Annotated in this window: 16 protein-coding genes; 8 read left to right on the forward strand and 8 right to left on the reverse strand. The window is 63.4% G+C overall.

Annotated elements, in window-relative coordinates; genetic code table 11:
* The first annotated feature begins 22 nt into the window (after positions 1 to 22).
* Positions 23 to 670: a hypothetical protein gene (locus WFI16_RS15020; protein WP_419898635.1), complete on the forward strand. Its 648-nt coding sequence runs from the start codon at positions 23 to 25 to the stop codon at positions 668 to 670.
* A 1,630-nt stretch (positions 671 to 2,300) separates the two neighbouring features.
* Here WFI16_RS15020 and WFI16_RS15025 read toward each other — a convergent pair.
* On the reverse strand, positions 2,301 to 2,516 hold the full coding sequence (locus tag WFI16_RS15025; RefSeq protein ID WP_419898636.1) for a hypothetical protein: 216 nt from the start codon (positions 2,514 to 2,516) through the stop codon (positions 2,301 to 2,303).
* A gap of 1,599 nt (positions 2,517 to 4,115) precedes the next feature.
* Between WFI16_RS15025 and WFI16_RS15030 the strand changes: the two genes are divergently transcribed.
* Entirely contained in the window at positions 4,116 to 4,382 is a 267-nt protein-coding gene (locus tag WFI16_RS15030) for a hypothetical protein (RefSeq protein ID WP_419898637.1), read from the forward strand.
* Positions 4,383 to 4,935: 553 nt separating this feature from the next.
* Here the strand turns inward: WFI16_RS15030 and WFI16_RS15035 are convergent.
* Positions 4,936 to 5,556: a type IV toxin-antitoxin system AbiEi family antitoxin domain-containing protein gene (locus WFI16_RS15035; protein ID WP_419898638.1), complete on the reverse strand. Its 621-nt coding sequence runs from the start codon at positions 5,554 to 5,556 to the stop codon at positions 4,936 to 4,938.
* A 1,127-nt stretch (positions 5,557 to 6,683) separates the two neighbouring features.
* Between WFI16_RS15035 and WFI16_RS15040 the strand changes: the two genes are divergently transcribed.
* Positions 6,684 to 6,857 carry a hypothetical protein gene (locus WFI16_RS15040; protein ID WP_419898639.1) on the forward strand — a complete coding sequence of 58 codons (174 nt, stop codon included), beginning with the start codon at positions 6,684 to 6,686 and terminating at the stop codon, positions 6,855 to 6,857.
* Positions 6,858 to 7,592: 735 nt separating this feature from the next.
* Here WFI16_RS15040 and WFI16_RS15045 read toward each other — a convergent pair.
* The 3 genes from WFI16_RS15045 to WFI16_RS15055 form a co-directional block, all read right to left on the reverse strand.
* Entirely contained in the window at positions 7,593 to 7,760 is a 168-nt protein-coding gene (locus tag WFI16_RS15045; protein WP_419898640.1) for a hypothetical protein, read from the reverse strand.
* A 169-nt stretch (positions 7,761 to 7,929) separates the two neighbouring features.
* Complete coding sequence (locus WFI16_RS15050; protein WP_419898641.1) at positions 7,930 to 8,268, reverse strand: hypothetical protein; 339 nt, start codon at positions 8,266 to 8,268, stop codon at positions 7,930 to 7,932.
* 104 nt (positions 8,269 to 8,372) lie between these two features.
* Positions 8,373 to 8,870, reverse strand: a complete 498-nt coding sequence (locus tag WFI16_RS15055) for a DUF3990 domain-containing protein (RefSeq protein ID WP_419898642.1) — start codon at positions 8,868 to 8,870, stop codon at positions 8,373 to 8,375.
* A gap of 694 nt (positions 8,871 to 9,564) precedes the next feature.
* Here WFI16_RS15055 and WFI16_RS15060 point away from each other — a divergent pair.
* The 3 genes from WFI16_RS15060 to WFI16_RS15070 are packed head-to-tail and all read left to right on the forward strand — an operon-like array spanning position 9,565 to position 12,185.
* A complete protein-coding gene (locus WFI16_RS15060) occupies positions 9,565 to 11,454 on the forward strand; it encodes an AAA family ATPase (protein WP_419898643.1) in 1,890 nt (629 codons plus the stop codon).
* Positions 11,455 to 11,469: 15 nt separating this feature from the next.
* A complete protein-coding gene (locus WFI16_RS15065) occupies positions 11,470 to 11,748 on the forward strand; it encodes a hypothetical protein (RefSeq protein WP_419898644.1) in 279 nt (92 codons plus the stop codon).
* Between the two features lie 47 nt (positions 11,749 to 11,795).
* Entirely contained in the window at positions 11,796 to 12,185 is a 390-nt protein-coding gene (locus WFI16_RS15070) for a hypothetical protein (RefSeq protein ID WP_419898645.1), read from the forward strand.
* Here the strand turns inward: WFI16_RS15070 and WFI16_RS15075 are convergent.
* Together WFI16_RS15075 and WFI16_RS15080 are read right to left on the reverse strand one after the other, a co-directional pair.
* Positions 12,182 to 12,586, reverse strand: a complete 405-nt coding sequence (locus WFI16_RS15075) for a hypothetical protein (protein ID WP_419898646.1) — start codon at positions 12,584 to 12,586, stop codon at positions 12,182 to 12,184. The two genes, WFI16_RS15070 and WFI16_RS15075, sit on opposite strands and share 4 nt — an antisense overlap.
* Before the next feature lie 676 nt (positions 12,587 to 13,262).
* On the reverse strand, positions 13,263 to 13,754 hold the full coding sequence (locus WFI16_RS15080) for a hypothetical protein (protein WP_419898647.1): 492 nt from the start codon (positions 13,752 to 13,754) through the stop codon (positions 13,263 to 13,265).
* A gap of 412 nt (positions 13,755 to 14,166) precedes the next feature.
* On the opposite strand from WFI16_RS15080, the gene WFI16_RS15085 reads away from it, so the two are divergent.
* Complete coding sequence (locus WFI16_RS15085) at positions 14,167 to 14,379, forward strand: hypothetical protein (RefSeq protein WP_419898648.1); 213 nt, start codon at positions 14,167 to 14,169, stop codon at positions 14,377 to 14,379.
* A gap of 630 nt (positions 14,380 to 15,009) precedes the next feature.
* Positions 15,010 to 15,675 (forward strand): DedA family protein, encoded by a 666-nt coding sequence (locus WFI16_RS15090; RefSeq protein WP_419898649.1) that lies wholly within the window; start codon positions 15,010 to 15,012, stop codon positions 15,673 to 15,675.
* A gap of 51 nt (positions 15,676 to 15,726) precedes the next feature.
* Here WFI16_RS15090 and WFI16_RS15095 read toward each other — a convergent pair whose 3' ends face one another.
* Positions 15,727 to 16,698, reverse strand: a complete 972-nt coding sequence (locus WFI16_RS15095; protein WP_419898650.1) for a Bug family tripartite tricarboxylate transporter substrate binding protein — start codon at positions 16,696 to 16,698, stop codon at positions 15,727 to 15,729.
* Positions 16,699 to 16,704 lie beyond the last annotated feature (6 nt).

The raw sequence follows: 16,704 nt of genomic DNA on the forward strand, positions 1-16,704 counted from the left end.
CCTACGGCGCGAAGGAGAACCCATGCCCGCTTCGAAGAACTCCGCACCTTCGTACAACTTGCTGCACCACCTGCTCGACGGCAGCTTCACCGGGCGTCTCGCCGAGGTCGCACGGCGGGCCCGCAAGCAGGAGCACATCCTCCCGATCACGCTGGAGGATGGGTACGCCGAACTCCCCGCAAAGCTGCAGGCGAAGGGTGGAGCGGCCTTCATGCTGCAGGCTGTCGCTGGCATCTGGATGCCGACGAGGTGCATCCTCGTGCAGCTTCCGCTCGGCACCGGCGCCCTTGGCGTGTTCGCCGAGGTGCGGGACGACGGAACTGTCGACATGTTCCGCCTCCAGTCGGACGGCGTGAACATCAAGGAATGCCCCTTCACGGCGCACCTGAAGCCTGCTGACCCGAGGCCCGTCATCGACTGGGACCGGCTCTGGGCTGGCGAGGGGATCGTCGCCGACGGGGCGCGCTGGTCGGGCTGGCTTGAGGCGAGCCTGCGCCTGACCTGTCACGACAAGTCCTTGGGCACTCCCGCCATCCAGCGTTGGGCGGAGGCAACCGTTCTCCACGACTTCTTCGCCCTGGCGCTCGCCCTGTCTTTCGTTGGCAGGCGCCGGATTGACCTCTTCCGGCCGGATGGCTCGCGCATCCCGATGGATGGCGGCCACGCCTGACAACCGGCGGCGCAGGTGGCCCTGCGCCGCCCGCGCCGCTGCCCGCACCAACTCCACGCTTCACCTTGCCAACACAAGGGTGCCCGGAGCTCCAAGGAGACGTTTATGGATAGCGTCCAGCAGCATGAAAACCCGCACCTGTCGGTCTAATAAATCCTTCGCCGAGATGCGCGTGCCGACAGTTGTCCCGCGTTCCGCGCCTTTCGAATGCTTAATAAAAGGAGGTGGTTATTCTTGACTAGGCTGGCCGAAGCGTCCGGCTGCGAGCGTGCGTAGGAGGCCATGACCGCGGGGGCGATGTAGTAAGCGGCTGGAGACAAGTTGTAACATTTAGTCCTGGTGGATCTCTGGAGAGTCGAGAGGGTGGGGTTTGGCGTCCTACAGCTGAGGGAGCCAGAACTCGCTCGCTCGGCCGCCCCCGCGACGAGACTCTTTACTCATCTTCAACCCGCATTTGCATGACCACTAGGACGACCTACTGGAGCAACGCACCGGTTTTTGTTTAAGAGCTGTATCGTGGCGAGTCGGAAAATACTGTACGTTAGTGTACACCGATATGGGAGTGTTAGGTGACACCACTAGCGTAGCTTGGGTGCCGCATTACGGGGTTCCCACCACAAGCGCCGTTGTCCATCATTGAATATTACCTATGTAAATGCACTTCCATTGCATAGAGGGCTATACAGACGAGCCTGGAGACCGTTGCCCCATGCGTTCTGTTAAGCTCACTCGTTTTCCTGACGGCAAAGTCCTAGTCTTCGAGGAATGCAGCCTTGCTGCTGATATCCTTGCGGAGTGTGTTCGCAGCGCGGGCGCCGAAGTTGCTGGCCCGGTAGCAACGCTCAGCGCCGCCCTCGACGCCATTGAGGAGGAGGAGGGCGTGAAGGTTTTGGTGTTTACCGAGGGCTGTGGGGACGAATTCTCCTCACTATATTACCAGTTGAGCACCCGTGGCATTCGCCGCGTGGCGGTCACTTGGCCATTTTCGGAGGCTGAGCTAAGACGCGCCGTTCACGCTTCTATGATCAGTTCAGCCTGGTCAGCGTTGGTCATTCGTCCTAATTGCTACACATTTGATGCGCTGGAACGGTCATCGGCGGTTTGGGTAAGTTTTCGGCGGAGAATCTGCTCTACCTACGAACCTCGTGCCCGAGTTTTGGTACCAAAGCGAAGGCGGCTTTCATGTCGAAGAGTGTTTCTCCTCTCCATGGGCGGCGCCTGCTGCTGGTGGAGCCAAGCTATCTCATGGCGATGGAGATCCGCGACAGCTTGAGGCGGGGTGGCGCCGTGGTGCTCGGGCCTGTGCGTTGCGAGGAGCAGGCACATGCCTTGCTCGATAGTGAGGATGTCGATGGCACATTGTTCAGCGGTCGCCTGAGACATGCCGAGGCTCTAGCGACACGCTTGGCAGCTTGGTGTCGCCCATCTGTACTACTTACCTTCTGGCCCCTCCCCATTAACCACCCGCTCCGTAGCGGCCGTCCCCAGTTGGTGCTCCCCGCAAATACTGATCGCCTTTATGAAGCGGTGGGAGCAGCCCTGCAGTCGCGCTAAGTCACATTTCGCGCAATCAGTCCCAATCAGCAGGATTCATCGTGCGACAATACAATCAAAGCGGACTAAAATTTCCTTAGGGCTTTCCCAGGCTTTTGTGCCTATCACTTTCTTCAATTTTAACGATTACTTCTTCGGGCGAGCCTTCTACAATGGCATAATCATTTTCTTCAGACCCATATTTAACATAGGTTTGCATTTCTTCTCCGTTGTGGGCAGCCAAAAGAATAATCTTCGAGCTGTTGATGAAGAACTCGCCCTGAGTTATGTCGTGTAGCCGAACATAAGCCATGTCCACCTCAGTTAAAGTTTGCGCTTGCAGCCACTCTGCGGGCGCTGGGACAGGTTTCGATATCAAAGCGCGATCATTGTGTCATGCAAAATGATAATCTCCAGGGGCCGAAAGCTCGCCTTCCATCATATGCAGTGATGGAAGCGCCCAAGCTGGCGACCTGGTTTTCACTGGATCCACTAGCCCATGGGCTTGGTGACTAACCAGTGCTCCGAATTAACGCTGAGAGTGTTGCCGGGCACCACTGGCGACGCCTGTTCCGTAATGCCGCACTTATCGGCACCCAGACGACAACCTTTTAAAAGCTGCGCCTTATGCCTTCATCTTCGGACCGAGGGGTGGCCGAAAATTGACGAGCCCCGGTAAGGTGCCATACGGCAGAGGTCAATTGGAGGATAGGCGCAGCCTGGTAGCGATCCAGCCAGTTGGCATTCACCGACCAGTGCCCACGCGAAACACCTGCACGGGCCGTTTCCGGTCGGCCCATTCTGTCCACGCGGACGGCATCAGCAGCTTGACGTCTCCGGTCCCGCCGAGTGGCTGTGAGCCGAGAGGCCGGTCCGCCGCCCTCCGACACGCGGCCTGCGGCGCAATCGCCACAAGCTTTCGACCGCCTAGGGCTGCCAGCCGCCTACGGGATATGTCTAGCGACTGCGAGGCAGGCAAAGCAAGTTTCACCAGGGCGCCGGTGACGAGTGTCTGGGACTGATCAACGAGGATCGGTTCATCGGCGTATCGGGTGCCGTCAGCACCGAGGGTGTGGAGCACGGCGTGGCAAATGCGGTCTACTGCTTTGCGGCCGTTGATGGCGCGCAGGCCCTCAGCAACGACTGGGGCCGGGGGCCATAGGTACCGGACATCGCTACGGCGGCATGGGCTAGGAGTGAGACCTGCGTCAGTCGCCCCGGCATCTCACGTCCAATAGCCCCTGCGGCGCGGCGCAGCGGACATTGCCTGCATTGCCCGTCGCGCGCGTGGTCAGGCCCAGAAGGCTCAAATGCCTGGAAGTGCAGCAATCGGCGCCAGGCAGCGCTCGACGACTTCGCGGATAGTCGAGACAGCGGGCGACCGGTGTCGTCACGCCGCTCCGCAAACGTAGATGACAATGCGCGTAACGGCCGCACGCCTCAGTCCGTCGGCGGCCGAAAGCGTCGCCGACGGCGAACACCCTCTGAAGGCGACCAACTTCCTTGAAGAGGCTTAAGATCGATGGCCGCCATGTATGAGGGTCTTGATCTTAAGCGCGTCATGTTCAGGAACCTGACGGGGCCGGTCTCTTCATGCGGCTTGCCTAGCGGACGCGCTCAAGGTACGGGCCTTTGGTAAGAGTATCGCGGGGTGATAGGGTCCATTAGGAGTTCCAGGGCACAACCGACTGTCCGAACATAATCAATGCAAGCGTGCGGCACCGACCATCCCTAACCTGTTGAACCTTGTCCATCCTGGAAACTCGCTGGTCACATCCGTGTCGCTAATTTGCGACGACGAGAGAATTATGCGATTCGGCTTCACCGAAGTCGGCAAGAAGGTTAGGCTTGCGGAAAGTCTTGTCTGCCTTCACTTTGGTGGGGCGGATCTCATTTTCTACGAGAAAACGCCATGCCTTTCGAGCTTCGCAGCTTTGAAACGCCGTCTTCGGCCCAGGAACTTCTCGCCTGTATTCAGAAATGGGATGCCGCCGTGCAACGCGCAATGCGAGAATACGCAGCAGCCAAGGCGGCCCTGAATAGTCGATGCGATAACGATGTTGCCAAAAATCGCTTTGAGAGGAAAGCGGAAGATCTTCAGAACGCCCTTGAGAGTCGGAATTATTACCAAAATATTTCCGACCAGATGAGGCGGAAAACACTTTCTTCCAGACCCTAATTGCCCATTGCTGTGTCGCAATGTTTTCCGGGTCTCAAGCCATCGCTTCGTAATCGACAAAGCTGCAGTGCCTTACAGCTTGGCCATGGTCCAGTGCTCCAAATAACATGGATTTTTTCGAGGCAGGAGCTAAGCTTCTGTTGATGCCGCAACATGTCGTCTCCATTGACCACACCATCACCGTCTATCCAGCCACACCCACTGGCGAAGGTCTTTGGGTGGCAAGGGCCGTCCTGACGTTGACGAAAAGTGGCGAAACAATCGTAGCCGCCTCAGTTCCACGTTCCAGTCCCAAAGCTGCAAAGGCCGAGGCGGTAGCCTGCGCCCGCCATTTGGCTGGTTTCCCCCTCTAGCCACTGTCTCACGGTTTCTGGCCGTACGGTCTGGCTCGACTTGCTGATGTGAGGGTCGTAATGAACTTGCTCCACCGTGTGATTCACTAATCGTGCACTGAAAAATACTGCGTGAGCCGTCAGTGGAGTGTATGCCTTCGGGCAACGAACCGGTTGGAGGGGATGCAAAGGGAGGCTGCGCGCCAGTGGTAACCGGGCGCTCACGCCATTGGTATGGTGACCTGAAGTGCTTCGAGCCTACGAAGGGTGTCGTCTGGCACGCGCAACTTCTCGGCTATAATGACGACTTCGGCAAACATCCCGCCGCCAGTGACGAAACTGCGTGCGGCCTCGGCGGCGGTGGCCAGGCCGTCCATGTGCCGACCGTACCTGACTAAATCGATCAAGGTGCGCGCCGGACCTGTATATCGGATGACGGTTCCGCCAATTCGGCGTTCCTCAACACCAATTTCGAAGGCCCCCTCATAGCTCCAGCGCAGCAGCCGCCCAGACTGGCCGCAGGCGCTGCTGCCGTGAACTCCGGGTGGGAGAGCAATCCAAGGTTGCTTTGGTGGCTGGCTTGAAAGCCCGGCTAGGTGAGCCGCTGATAGAAGGCAGGCTAGCCCCTGCGACATACGGCCGCAAGCCGCGATCAGGCTGGCAAACTCATGCGCCACCCCTGAATCGGGCCGATAGTAGAAGCCCCTACTCACCTGGGCGACATGACCGGCTGCGAGGGCGTCTGCAATGGCCTGTGGGCGGATGCCCCGTGACCGCAGCATCGATGACCGCCACACGGAGCCGTCTGCGAGCAGGTCTTGGAGCTGCTGCTGCTGGGTCACGGTTATCCTTCGTACTGGCCGGTGCTGATGCTAGGCCGCCTGCGATGGTTCCCGCAGGCTACGAGGTCTAGGCCGGGGACGGCAACACCGAGTTTCGTCGCCGATGGGCAAGGGCACCAAGTGGCACATCGCAAGGATAGTCCACTGGCAGTGAACCCGAATCCTTCGCGTGGCACGATCGGCGAAGCGTCCGGAAACCAGCACAAAGGATTGCTCACCCCATGGCTCCAGATCGCGCACCCTTGGCTAGAACGGTGGCAATGGGCGCCGCCTCTTCGTCCAAGGGAACGTGGAGGACCGACGTGCGGAGCAGAGGTAACAGGCTGAGCCGATTGCAGACATCGCCAACAGGAAAGCCGCTGCGGCGCCTCTGATGATTCGTTGCCGCTTCGCTGTAAGAGACCGATAAGTCCCCGGGTATCGTCACTTGCCGCCGCGTTAGGCCGGTGATTCAGCGGGCGTGCGGTGGTGGTGGCAACGGGATATCACGCGGCGTCGCGCCAGCTACGGCTAGCATTGCAAAGGTGGCGCGTCAGGTGTCCATCACCGACATGTGGCTCGCCCGGCAACCGGCCAACGATGCCGCCGCATGAATCTTTCAGCTCACGCATCTGTACAGCAAGCGAACCGGCAAACGTGAACTGCTGCTGGATTACCTGCACGATGGATGACGCCTCGCGCTGGAGCAAGGGCGTGGCATGCGACCTCACCAAGTAGGCCGGGGACGCACTTCCGTGGCGGAACATGGACCGCGCAGCCGCGCTGGCCGGGGCTCTCCTGCACGGGCGAGCCCACCTTCGCCAAGGTGCTCGCGACCCGATGCGGTGCCTCCCCTCGACATCGGCTCGCTCGGTAATTGGCAGGGCGCGGAGCGGCTAATTCGGCACCATACGCGAACCCCCTGAGCTTCCACGGAGAGCGGCGCCATCTTTCCTGCTTGTGAATGAGATCGATGCCTGCAGCGATCTCGCGGCGGTCCGGCACAGCGAGCGCAGCTAGGTTGTGCAGGTGGTCAGCGCTTTCACTGAGTAGCTGGCCTGCGGCGCCGGGCCTGAGGGGCTTGGCGGTTACCGGCGGCTGCAACGAAGACAGCCGTCGCCAGCCAGTCGTCGTCCGGCTGTGCGGCCTTGAACAACCTGAAGCAGGCGCCGCTGCAGGTTCAGGCAGCTCTCGCATCCATTCAGCGGCACCACATGGGCGACGAGCTGCAGAACGTCTACATGTTGCAGCTCGCGCTCATCGGTCCCGGCGCAACCGGCACCGGGGCTGGGAGATGGGTGCGTGGGATGTGGCCGATGTGATCCCACGCTGCGGGGTTTGGAAAGAGGCGGACCAGAGCTGAGCTGCACTCCCCCAAACGTCCCTGCTGGCACTGGTGCGGAAAGTGATGGCCGCAAGTACTGCTGAGGAGAAGCTCCTCGACAGGGACACCAGGCTGGCCATGACGGCGGTCCTTGGCCTCGGCGAGGCTCGGGTGGACGCCGAATGCCGGATCCCGCCGATGTCCTCAAACTACCCGCAGGGCAGCCTCAAGTCGCGCGCCGTGTGGCCGAGGTGCTGGACGCGCCCCATATTGAGGCCCTGGCGTAGATGCGGCGGCATGCGATCGCGATCCCGTCGCTCGCGGATCGGGTTGCAGACGTGGACCGCGTTGGGCGCTGAGGTTGAAGTGGTGGTAAAGGGGGCGCGCGAGGGGGCTGCCGACGTGGCCTGATGAGGGCGCCTCGCCAACCATCCGATGGATCAACGATCACCACCAAGCATTAAATCGGCTGACGGTCCGAGACTGCAACTACGCCGTCCGATGATCAGTTATGGCGCCCGGAGGATCTCCATCTGATCGCGTTTGCGTGCCTCATGCTCGAGCAGGCGGCGATACCGGACACAGGTTCATCAAGGCGTTCAATGGAACTCGATCTGGGCAGGCTCAACGACCTGCAGTTCCTCCAGTGTCTACTCGGCCCAGCCCGGATCGCGAATTTCCAGGGCCGACGCGAGGTTGCGCAGGTGGGACATCTGCTTGCCATTCGAAAATGCTATGAGGCCGTTGGCTCGAAGGTAGAGGCGGCCATGTTGCCGCGGCTGATGAACTTCTCGATCTGCAGGATGCCTTCCTCGGCAATTCGGCTGCGGTGTTCGTCTTCCATAATGGCCTTCCCCGTGCGGACGCTCAGCATGGCGGCGCCGCTGACAAGGAAAGCCACCCATTGGAAGCGCCCCCCTCGTCGGCGATGTCGCTGATGCTCAAGGCGGATGCTGCGTCGGATCTCCTACGCGCCGGTTTCCGTCGCTGAGCGCTGATCCATCGTGGCGTGGTTAGCGTGCCGGAAGGTTCGGTCCCCAAGTTCCGGTCACCCCGCCCCTCAGGGCCGTTCAGATATCGAAGCCCGAGCGGCGTTCGACCTCGCGGAGGGTGTAGGGCGCGGTCTCGTCCACAGGGCCAGGCCAGGGAAGTGACTTCAAATACTGCCTGTCACGACCAACTTCCACCGCTTGCGCGTAGATCTCCCGGTAGCGATCCCATACATGATCTGGCAGGGCGTCGACTTCCACAACGTCCATGCCCAGGATTTGGCCCGCAACGTAGATAGGCTCCTCGTTCAGGAGCACTCTGCGAACGCCAGGGCGGTGGCTTCTGTAATCGCTTGCCACAAGCTCCAGGTCACGCTCCAGATTGGGTTCGCCTCCCACTCGTAGAAGGCCGAGCGACATGGCTGCAGTCCACATGTGACGCCTGAGTTGATCAATGGGGCTGAGATGACGACTGACCATGTGGGGAACTTAGCAAGTGGCGACGCAAGTGTCTCTTGTCGAAATCAGGGGTCAACCTCAAGGAGAGTCGGCCCATGCATTGCCAGCAGGGAGAGGGCGTACTCCGTGTGGAAGCTCACTTGGTCCAGTTCCTTAATGGCTTCACGCTCCGTGTAGTCACTGCTGGCGGGTCCAACGACAATATCGAAGAATCCATCGGGGTGGGAACGATGCGACCCTCTGACCGTCCTGTTCATGGCGATGAAGCGCCAGAATTCGTCCGCAGTCCGGCCCGCGTCCGCGAAAGCAACCTTCGGCCAGTGGCAGAACTCATCGTAAGGGACGGTCCACCGCAGGACTGCAGGTTGGCTTGCCAACCTTTTGGCGATTTTCCACGACCAGTCTATCGCTCGGTCCTTCCGGGTCGTTGCATAGAACCCTCGACCGAAATCCACATTCGTTCTGGAACGGAGCAGGTCGGGCCCATTGTCCATCAGGCTCGTAGCCCGCTCAATGGTGGTGCCGTGCCAAAGCAGCACATCGCGGCAATCCCAGAATGACAAGAGACCTCCATCGCATCCGACGCGAATGCCTCTTGGCCTGCAAGCCCGGTTGGCGCAATGAGCCTTGTGCGTCCATCCAGCCGCGCCGGGCTGTCGGCGGCGCGCAGCGGGATAGTGCTTCAGAGCGCTCCTTACGGGGACCGGAACGCATCCCTCTGCGCAGATGCGGGATGACAGCGCCCGGCCAAGCTGATTTGGCCTTCGGAAGCCGAAGCGGGCACATGTCACCGGCACCAGACGCGATCCGCCGCCTTTGCGGTCTGGATGGCCATACTGGCGCCCGTTCGCCTTGAATGCACAGCCGCTCACGACGGTTGAGACCGCCTGACCCGGAGTTTGCCGCTGATCTCCAGGTGCTACCGCAGCGCTGGACATGGCCGAGGCCGCCGGGCGCGTGGCGCGAACCTGAACGGCGTCACCTTCGGTCCTGACCACCACTGAGGTCTGGACCAAGGTCCAGGCATCGGTGGGCTTCGGCGCTCCCTCGTTGGCAAACATTTTGGCCGGAAGAATGTTTTGACCGCCGCCACCACGTTCCGGTCCTGTTTCGGTGGCTCGGTTGCTTCGTCCTTGCAGCCAGCACGTCGAAAGAGGAGGCACCTTGCTCATCATCGGTGGAACGAAAACCTTCCGTCGCCAGGCAGGGGCGGACGGCCGTCGAACTGGTGCGCTTGCGCCGAGGCTGCACTGAGCCATGTCGGGTTCCAACGCCAGCCAGACCGAGCCTGATGCCACCGAGCCTCCGCCGGAGGAGAAGCAGGGGGGCGCGGCGCCGCTGACGGATGATGAAGTCTGGGACCTTCTGAACGAGCGGCTTACCGGTGAGTTCGAGGAAGCCCTCGACTCACGGCCGGACGATATCGGCACGTCGCCAGGTGAGGCATGGGGCACCATGCTGCGGGCGGCCGATGGCAGTCCACTCGGCCAGCCAGAGCCAGCCGATCCGGCCCAGATCGCCGCCACCGCCATGGTGCTACGCCTGCTGGAAGCCGACGCTGGTCTGCAGGCGCGGGCAGTTCAGCCCGGCGCCGTGATTGTTGTCGAGGTCCCTGGCGCCGAGTGGGTCGAACCCATCGCCGAGGCTTGGCGCGAGCTTATCCACGCCGCAAAAGGAACCCCTCAGGATGGCAGCGGCCAGGAGGAGCCGCCCGTTCCTGGAGTGGAAAGTGTGAGCTCGCCCTGGGTCGCCGTCCGCCGGGACGGACGTTCGCGCGACCACCGTCCCGACGAAGGGAACCGTGCGGTTCGTGCGGTGGTCGCGAGTGGTCGGCCGGTCTACGGCTTCAGCCCGTCGCCCGCACGCTTCCTGCCCTCCGACCTCATGCGTGCCGCGACGGAACGGGTGGCCATTGGCCCGCCGGACGCCTCAGCGCTCATCGAGGCGGCAACGATCCTGACCGGCGCCCCGCCGGTCATGGTGTCCATCAGGGCAGAGGTTGCGGCACGGGTGACTGTCGCCGACCTGTGGCTCGCCCGGCGACCGGGCCAGGATGCGGATGCCTACCTTACCCGGCTCTCGCAGCTGGCCTCCGGCCAAAACGGCCATCAGGCGCCGAGGCTGGACGGCTTGCACGGGATGGATGAGGCCGTGCACTGGGGTTGGGACGTGGCGCGCGACCTCGCGGACTACGCCGCGGGCACCTTGCCGTGGCGGGAGGTGGACCGCGGGGCGGTTCTGTTCGGCCCCACCGGCACCGGCAAGACCACCTTCGCCAAGGCGCTGGCGGCGCAATGCAGCGTGCCACTCGTGACCGGCTCGCTCGCGCAATGGCAGGGCGCCCGTGATGGCCACCTAGGCACCACGCTCGGCGCCATGCAGAGGACCTTCGATGAGGCGCGGAAGTCGGCGCCGTGCATCCTGCTCGTGGACGAGATCGACGCATTCGGCGACCGAGCTGCCTTCGGCCGCCGCGAGCGCGACTACGCCGTCCAGGTCGTCAACGCCTTTCTGGAGGAACTGGACGGCGCCGCCGGGCGTGAGGGCGTGGTCGTCGTCGGCTGCTGCAACGATGCCAGCCGCCTTGACCCGGCCATCCTGCGGCCGGGGCGCCTGGAGCACCTAATCCAGGTGCCGCTGCCGGACCAGGCGGCCCTCGCGGCCATCCTCCGCCACCACCTGGGCGACGAGCTGCCGGACGCCGACCTGCCTCGCCTCGCGCTCATCGGGCTCGGCTCGACCGGCGCCGAGGCCGAACGGTGGGTCCGCGGCATGCGGCGGCGGGCGCGGAACGCCCGGCGAGGAGCCACGCTGTTGGATTTGGAGGCGGAGGTGAGGGGGAGGGCGTCGAGCCCACCACCGGCCTCCTTGAGGAGAACGGCCATCCACGAGGCCGGGCATGCCTTGATGCTGGCGCTCGAACGACCGGGCGCCGTGATCGCAGCGACGATCGTGCCTTCGAGGGGGCTGGCGGGCCGCGTGCACTGGAAGCAGGTGGACGAGACCCGACCCGCTTTCACCCGTGCTGCTCTGCTCGCGACACTGCGGGAAGCGCTGGCCGGGCGCGCCGCCGAGGAGGAGTTGCTGGGCGAGGCATCGGCCACGAGCGGAGGCGGCCTCGAAAGCGATCTCTGCCGGGCCACGTGACTGGCGACTGTGGCCGTGACCGCCCTCGGCCTCGACCAGGGGCAGGGCGCCCTGGTTTGGCGCGGCATGCCAGATCCCGCCGACGTCCCCGCGCTACTCGCGGAGCAACCGGATGTGGCGCACGGCGTCGCCCAGATGCTGGACGAGGGCTATGCGGAAGCGCGGGCGGTGGTGCGGCGGCATGCGGAGGTGATCCGGCGCCTGGCGCAGCTGCTGGTTGACAGGGAGATCGTGTCGGGAACCGAGGTCGAGGCGCTGGTGGCGGGGGATGCCAGGTACGGCAATGGCTTTTGAACCCTGATGTAGAGAGGTATGAAGCGTCCGCACAAGGAGTCGGGCATATGTCCTCAGTATTCCAAAGGCCAACCTGCATCACGGAAATAGTCGGGGAAGCTGTACCCAGCTACTTCGTGGTGGGCCCGATGGGGTTCAGCCTCGTCACTCGGAGCAAAGACGAGGTTGGCAGCTTTCTGCGTGCTCAGTTCCTCCTGCTGGGCATCGAGCTCACCGATGAAAATCTGAGGGCCGCCAAGCTGCATGCTCAGGTCAGTGGCTCCGTCAGTGACCTGGGTTACGGATATCGCCTGATCGATCTTTACCTGGAGACTGGTTCAGAGCACATCCTGCTCGACGACGACGGCGTCATCCGTGCTGCAGGGGATAAGCCTGAACCTGTTACCAATCTAGCCACAAAGCTCATCAAGCGCCTTGAGCGGGGACCTAATACTTAGTTCTCCCCATCGTTCATCCAGCGGTGCCGGAGGGGGTGGTCAGGGACCAGCAGCGCTCCTGCGCCACCCGCGCTCTCCTCCAGGGCGCGGAACTCGTCGACTGTTGCGCCCAGTTCGACCTCCAGTCGGATCGCCTCCTCGGTGGCAACCTTCGAGGCCAGGATGGCCAGAATTCTGAGCCCACATTGGGCGAGGCTGATTTCACCGCAGGCCAGGAAGCATCTGATCACTTCCGCATGCGCCAGGAGCTGCCCGAACTTCCGGTCAGCTCCCACGTCGCATCTTGGCGACGGCTCCGGAATCAGGAAGCTCCTGACTACGAAACCCTTGGGCACCTTATGTGCAAAAGGAGTGCCGAGGCCCTCGGCGCTGGCGCTTTGATCCGACGGGTTTCCAGACATCTGCAATCTCCAGCCTGCCAGACGGCCTCGAAGGCCACGCTCCATTGTTGTCATGGTCCTTGGCAAGGGAGCCCCACGGCTGTGCGCTCCGGGGCGAGATATGCCTCCACCCTTGGCATCGGCATCCGGCAACGACGCCGCCGCGTCGCGCGGCGCGGGGTCCGCATGGAATGCCAGGGCGGCTGTAACCGCCCGGCCTCGACGAAGGGCACGGCGCCCCGGTTTGGCGGGCCGCGCCGGAGCCAGTCGATGTCCACACTCTCCTGTCTGATCGAATCCTCCACCAGGCATCGCTCCCGCGACCGGCCTCCCAGCGCAGAAGCGTGTGGGCCGTGTGCAAAGGAGCCATGAAGCCGTTAGTCAGCCTGCGCTCCTTATCCCGTTCCGCAAGCCTCACCGAGATGCTGGACGCGACCTACGCCGAGGCGGGCGGGGATGCAGTTACACTCGCTCCGAAGAAGATCAAGGGCTCCTTGGCGGAAGGGTCGATGGTAGTCTGCATGGACAAGAGCGGAGGCACCCATGATGGATGCAGAAATGTCAATCAGCGAACGGCTGAACATCGATCTGCGGAGTCCAGCCTGTTACGTGGAACCGGGTCAAGGTGAACTGTGGGATCCCGATATGTTGCGGCGGAAAGAGCTGATCGCTCAGGTGAAGCGAAGGCTCGCGTTGCTCAATCCTTCGGGCCGGACATCTCTCGAAGAGTGTCAATCATCCAAATAAAACGCTTTAACGCATTCATCAGACGCTCACCCGCGAGTGCGCTGATGAGGTAGACCATGCCTCCTTTCTCATGTTCGCAAATGAGGCGGAAGGATTCCCATCTGCCTGTGGGCTCGATGTGGGCAGACTGGAGGAAGACCCATCCCTCATCCCGGTCGAACCTCTCCCTGTTCCAGGGCGCGAAGCATTCTTCAGTTGCTCCATCATCATTCCGTTGGCCCTCTGCACGCTGGAGGACCGTCACTACTGAGTCATCGGTAAACTCCTCGAGCAACGCGCGAGCTGCAAATTCCCCTATCAACAACGGAAAGCCCTCGGAGGCGTTAGCGTCCAGTCCAAACGCCAACGCCTGAGTCACCGTCGTCGACACTTCCCCAGGCTCACGGAAGGCGAAAAGTGCATCCTTAGCCGCCAAAAAATGTGCCATGCGCCCATCGTCCAAGGATTCGCCCTCCGCGTCAGGGTGCCGAGATATCGATAGTCAGCTCCCGTGTCACGCTTGCTGAGGAGGCGAGCCTTCTAACTTCGGGATTAGACGTCACTTCAACCAAACGGCTGAAATTCAAACAAGCGCCTGCCCCCTCTGGCTCGGTAGCGATGAGTATCTGCGCGCTGGCGACGGCGTGCGGCTTCTGCAGCAGATGGTCTAGCAGCGCCCTCCCGCCCTCCCCACCATCGCATCCGCGCTCGGACATCGCATCGGGCTATGGGCCACTGGGGCCGTCGTTGAGTGCCTCGAGCCGCATTCCATGATTGCGAAGCTGCGGCAGGCGCTTGTCGGGCGCGCAGCCGGTCCCGGCGGCGGTGACGGCTTGTAGCCTTCAAGGGGGCATGGTGCCCAGACTTCGCTGAGCATGCCGGACGCCGCCGACGTCACCGCGCTGCTCGCGGAGGAGCCGGATGTCGCGCGCCGTGTCGCCGAGATGCTGGACGTGGCCTGCGCCCAGGCGCGGGCGGTGGTGCGGCGGCATGCGGGGGTGATCCGGCGCCTGGCGGAGCTGTTGGTGGACAGGGAGATTGTGTCGGGGGCCAAGGTTGAGGCGTTGATGGCGGGCAAGGTGCCCTAGCTAAGCCCTCTATACTCTATGACGTCCAAAACGAAGTTCGGAGACGCAGGAGGCATGCCTCGCTGGCCCGTTGATCTTGCCGTCCCCACGCCCCCCCGCATCGGCGATGTGCTCTTGTAGCTTGCCCCTTGGTGCGCTGCCTGCTTCCTACGCGGCCTGGAAGCCGTTCCTCTATGACGATGACGGGGCATCGGCATGGTCCGGAAACCCACGCCCCCCAGGTTTACGCCATGCCGAGCTCACGATGTGTTCTGAGGCTTGGCAACTGAGGTAAGCAGGAATAGCTCCTCGTGCACTCAGCCCCTTCGCTCGTGAACGCCGCCAGGGCGGCGCCGAACGGTCTGCTATGATAGTGTGGCTTCGCATCCAGTGCGGGTGGGATGCCTCGCATGCACCGTGGGTAGCTCTGCTGTCACTACTCTCGCGTGGAGCATTCCGCGCAGCTTGTTCATGCTGATAGTTGAATGTACGCAAGGAATACAGTCCGACGGCGCTGGATGGATTTGCGGAGCCTATGTGGCTCTTCTTGCGGGCCGCGGAGGGTCGAAGGCTTCAAAGCTCGGTTATGGGGGTGCTGACAACAGCAGAACCCATCTGGCATCGCCACCCCTCCTCGATTACAACCCGTTCATGATCGAAACCGCGCTGGCCTCGCTGGAGGCCTGGATCCGCGTCAATGCCGGCTGGGCAGGTCCGGTGACCTTCGCCATCGCCTTCCTCGAATCATTCCCGATCGTCAGCATCCTGGTGCCGTCCACGGCGCTGCTGCTGGGGCTCGGCGCGATGATCGGCGGCGGGTTGCTGGAGCCCGCGCCGGTGCTGATCGGCTGCATCCTGGGCGGCATCCTGGGCGATGCCGGCGGCTTCTGGCTGGCCCGCGCCGTCGGGCCGCACCGCATCCGCCGCCGCCTGCCGCGCAACTGGCGCCGCCCCTATGCCTGGGCGACGCGGCTGTTCCTGCGCTTCGGCTGGAGCGCGGTCTTCTACGGCCGCTTCATCGGCCCGCTGCGCGCGGTGACGCCGCTGGCCGCCGGCGTCATCCGCATGTCGCACTGGCGGTTCCAGAGCGCCAATGTGCTCTCCGCCATCGTCTGGGCGCCGGTGATGATCATGCCGGGCAGCATCGGCGGCTGGATCGCCAGCCAGGTCGACAAGGACGAGATGCCGCAGGCCATCGCCCTGGCCGCCATCCTCGGCATCGGCGGCTGGCTGGCCTGGCAGCGCCTGGCGCCGCTGGCGCGCGCCTGGGTCCGTGCCCGCTTCTCGACGCCGGCGCTGCGCGGGCCGGTGGAGTGACGCCGGCCGGGCGTCCGAAGGGGCGCCGCCGCGGAAGCGGCGCCCGCCCCATCAATCGATCTTGGTTCCGGTGACCCGCACGATCTCGCCCCAGCGGTCGTAATCGGCGCGCAGCGTCGCGCCGAACTCGGCGGGGCCCGCGTAATCCACCACGGCGCCGATCTCGGCGATGGTGCGCACCAGGTCGCTGTCGGCCAGCGCCTTGGCGACATTCTGCGCCAGGGCCTCGACGATCGGCGCCGGCAGCCTGGCGGGCGCCAGCAGGCCGAGCCAGGCGCCGCCCTGGGTCTCGGGGAAGCCGGCCTCGGCGGTGGTCGGCACCTGCGGCAGCGTCGGCTGGCGCGCCTTGGTGCCGACGGCCAGCGGCACCACGCGGTTGTCGCGGATGAAGGGCAGGGTGCCGATCTGGGTGTCGAAGGTCAGGTCGACGCGGCCGGCGACGATGTCGGTCACCGACTGTGCGGTGCCGCGATAGGGGACGTGGGTCAGGCTGATGCCGGCCTCGCGCGCCAGCATCGCCATCAGCAACTGCGAGGTGGTGCCATTGCCGGTGGTGGCGAAGGTCACCTCGCCCGGCGACTTCTTCGCTTTTGCCACGACATCGGCGATCGAGGTGAAGCCGGTGTGCTTGCCAGCGACCAGGACGTAGGGCAGCTGCACCAGCTGGGCGATCGGCGTGAAGTCGACGCGCGGGTCGTAGCCGAGGTTCGGATAGATATGCGGATTGATCGCCTGCGGCGCCGAGGCGCCGACGGTGATGGTATAGCCGTCGGCCGCCGCGCGGGCGACATAGACCGCGCCGATCGAGCCGCCCTGGCCGCTGCGGTTGTCGACCACGAAACGCTGCCCCATGCCCTGGCTCAGCCGGTCGCCGAGCAGCCGGGCGATGCTGTCGGTCGCCGTGCCGGGCGGGAAGCCGACGACGATGCTGACCGGCTTCGAGGGCCAGGTATCGGCGCGGGCCGGCAGGGTGACGGGCAGCGCGGCGGCGCCCGCCAACGACAACAGGGTACGACGCTTCATCGGTTT

The sequence above is a fragment of the Roseomonas sp. USHLN139 genome (assembly GCF_037145735.1).
GTDB lineage: Bacteria > Pseudomonadota > Alphaproteobacteria > Acetobacterales > Acetobacteraceae > Pseudoroseomonas.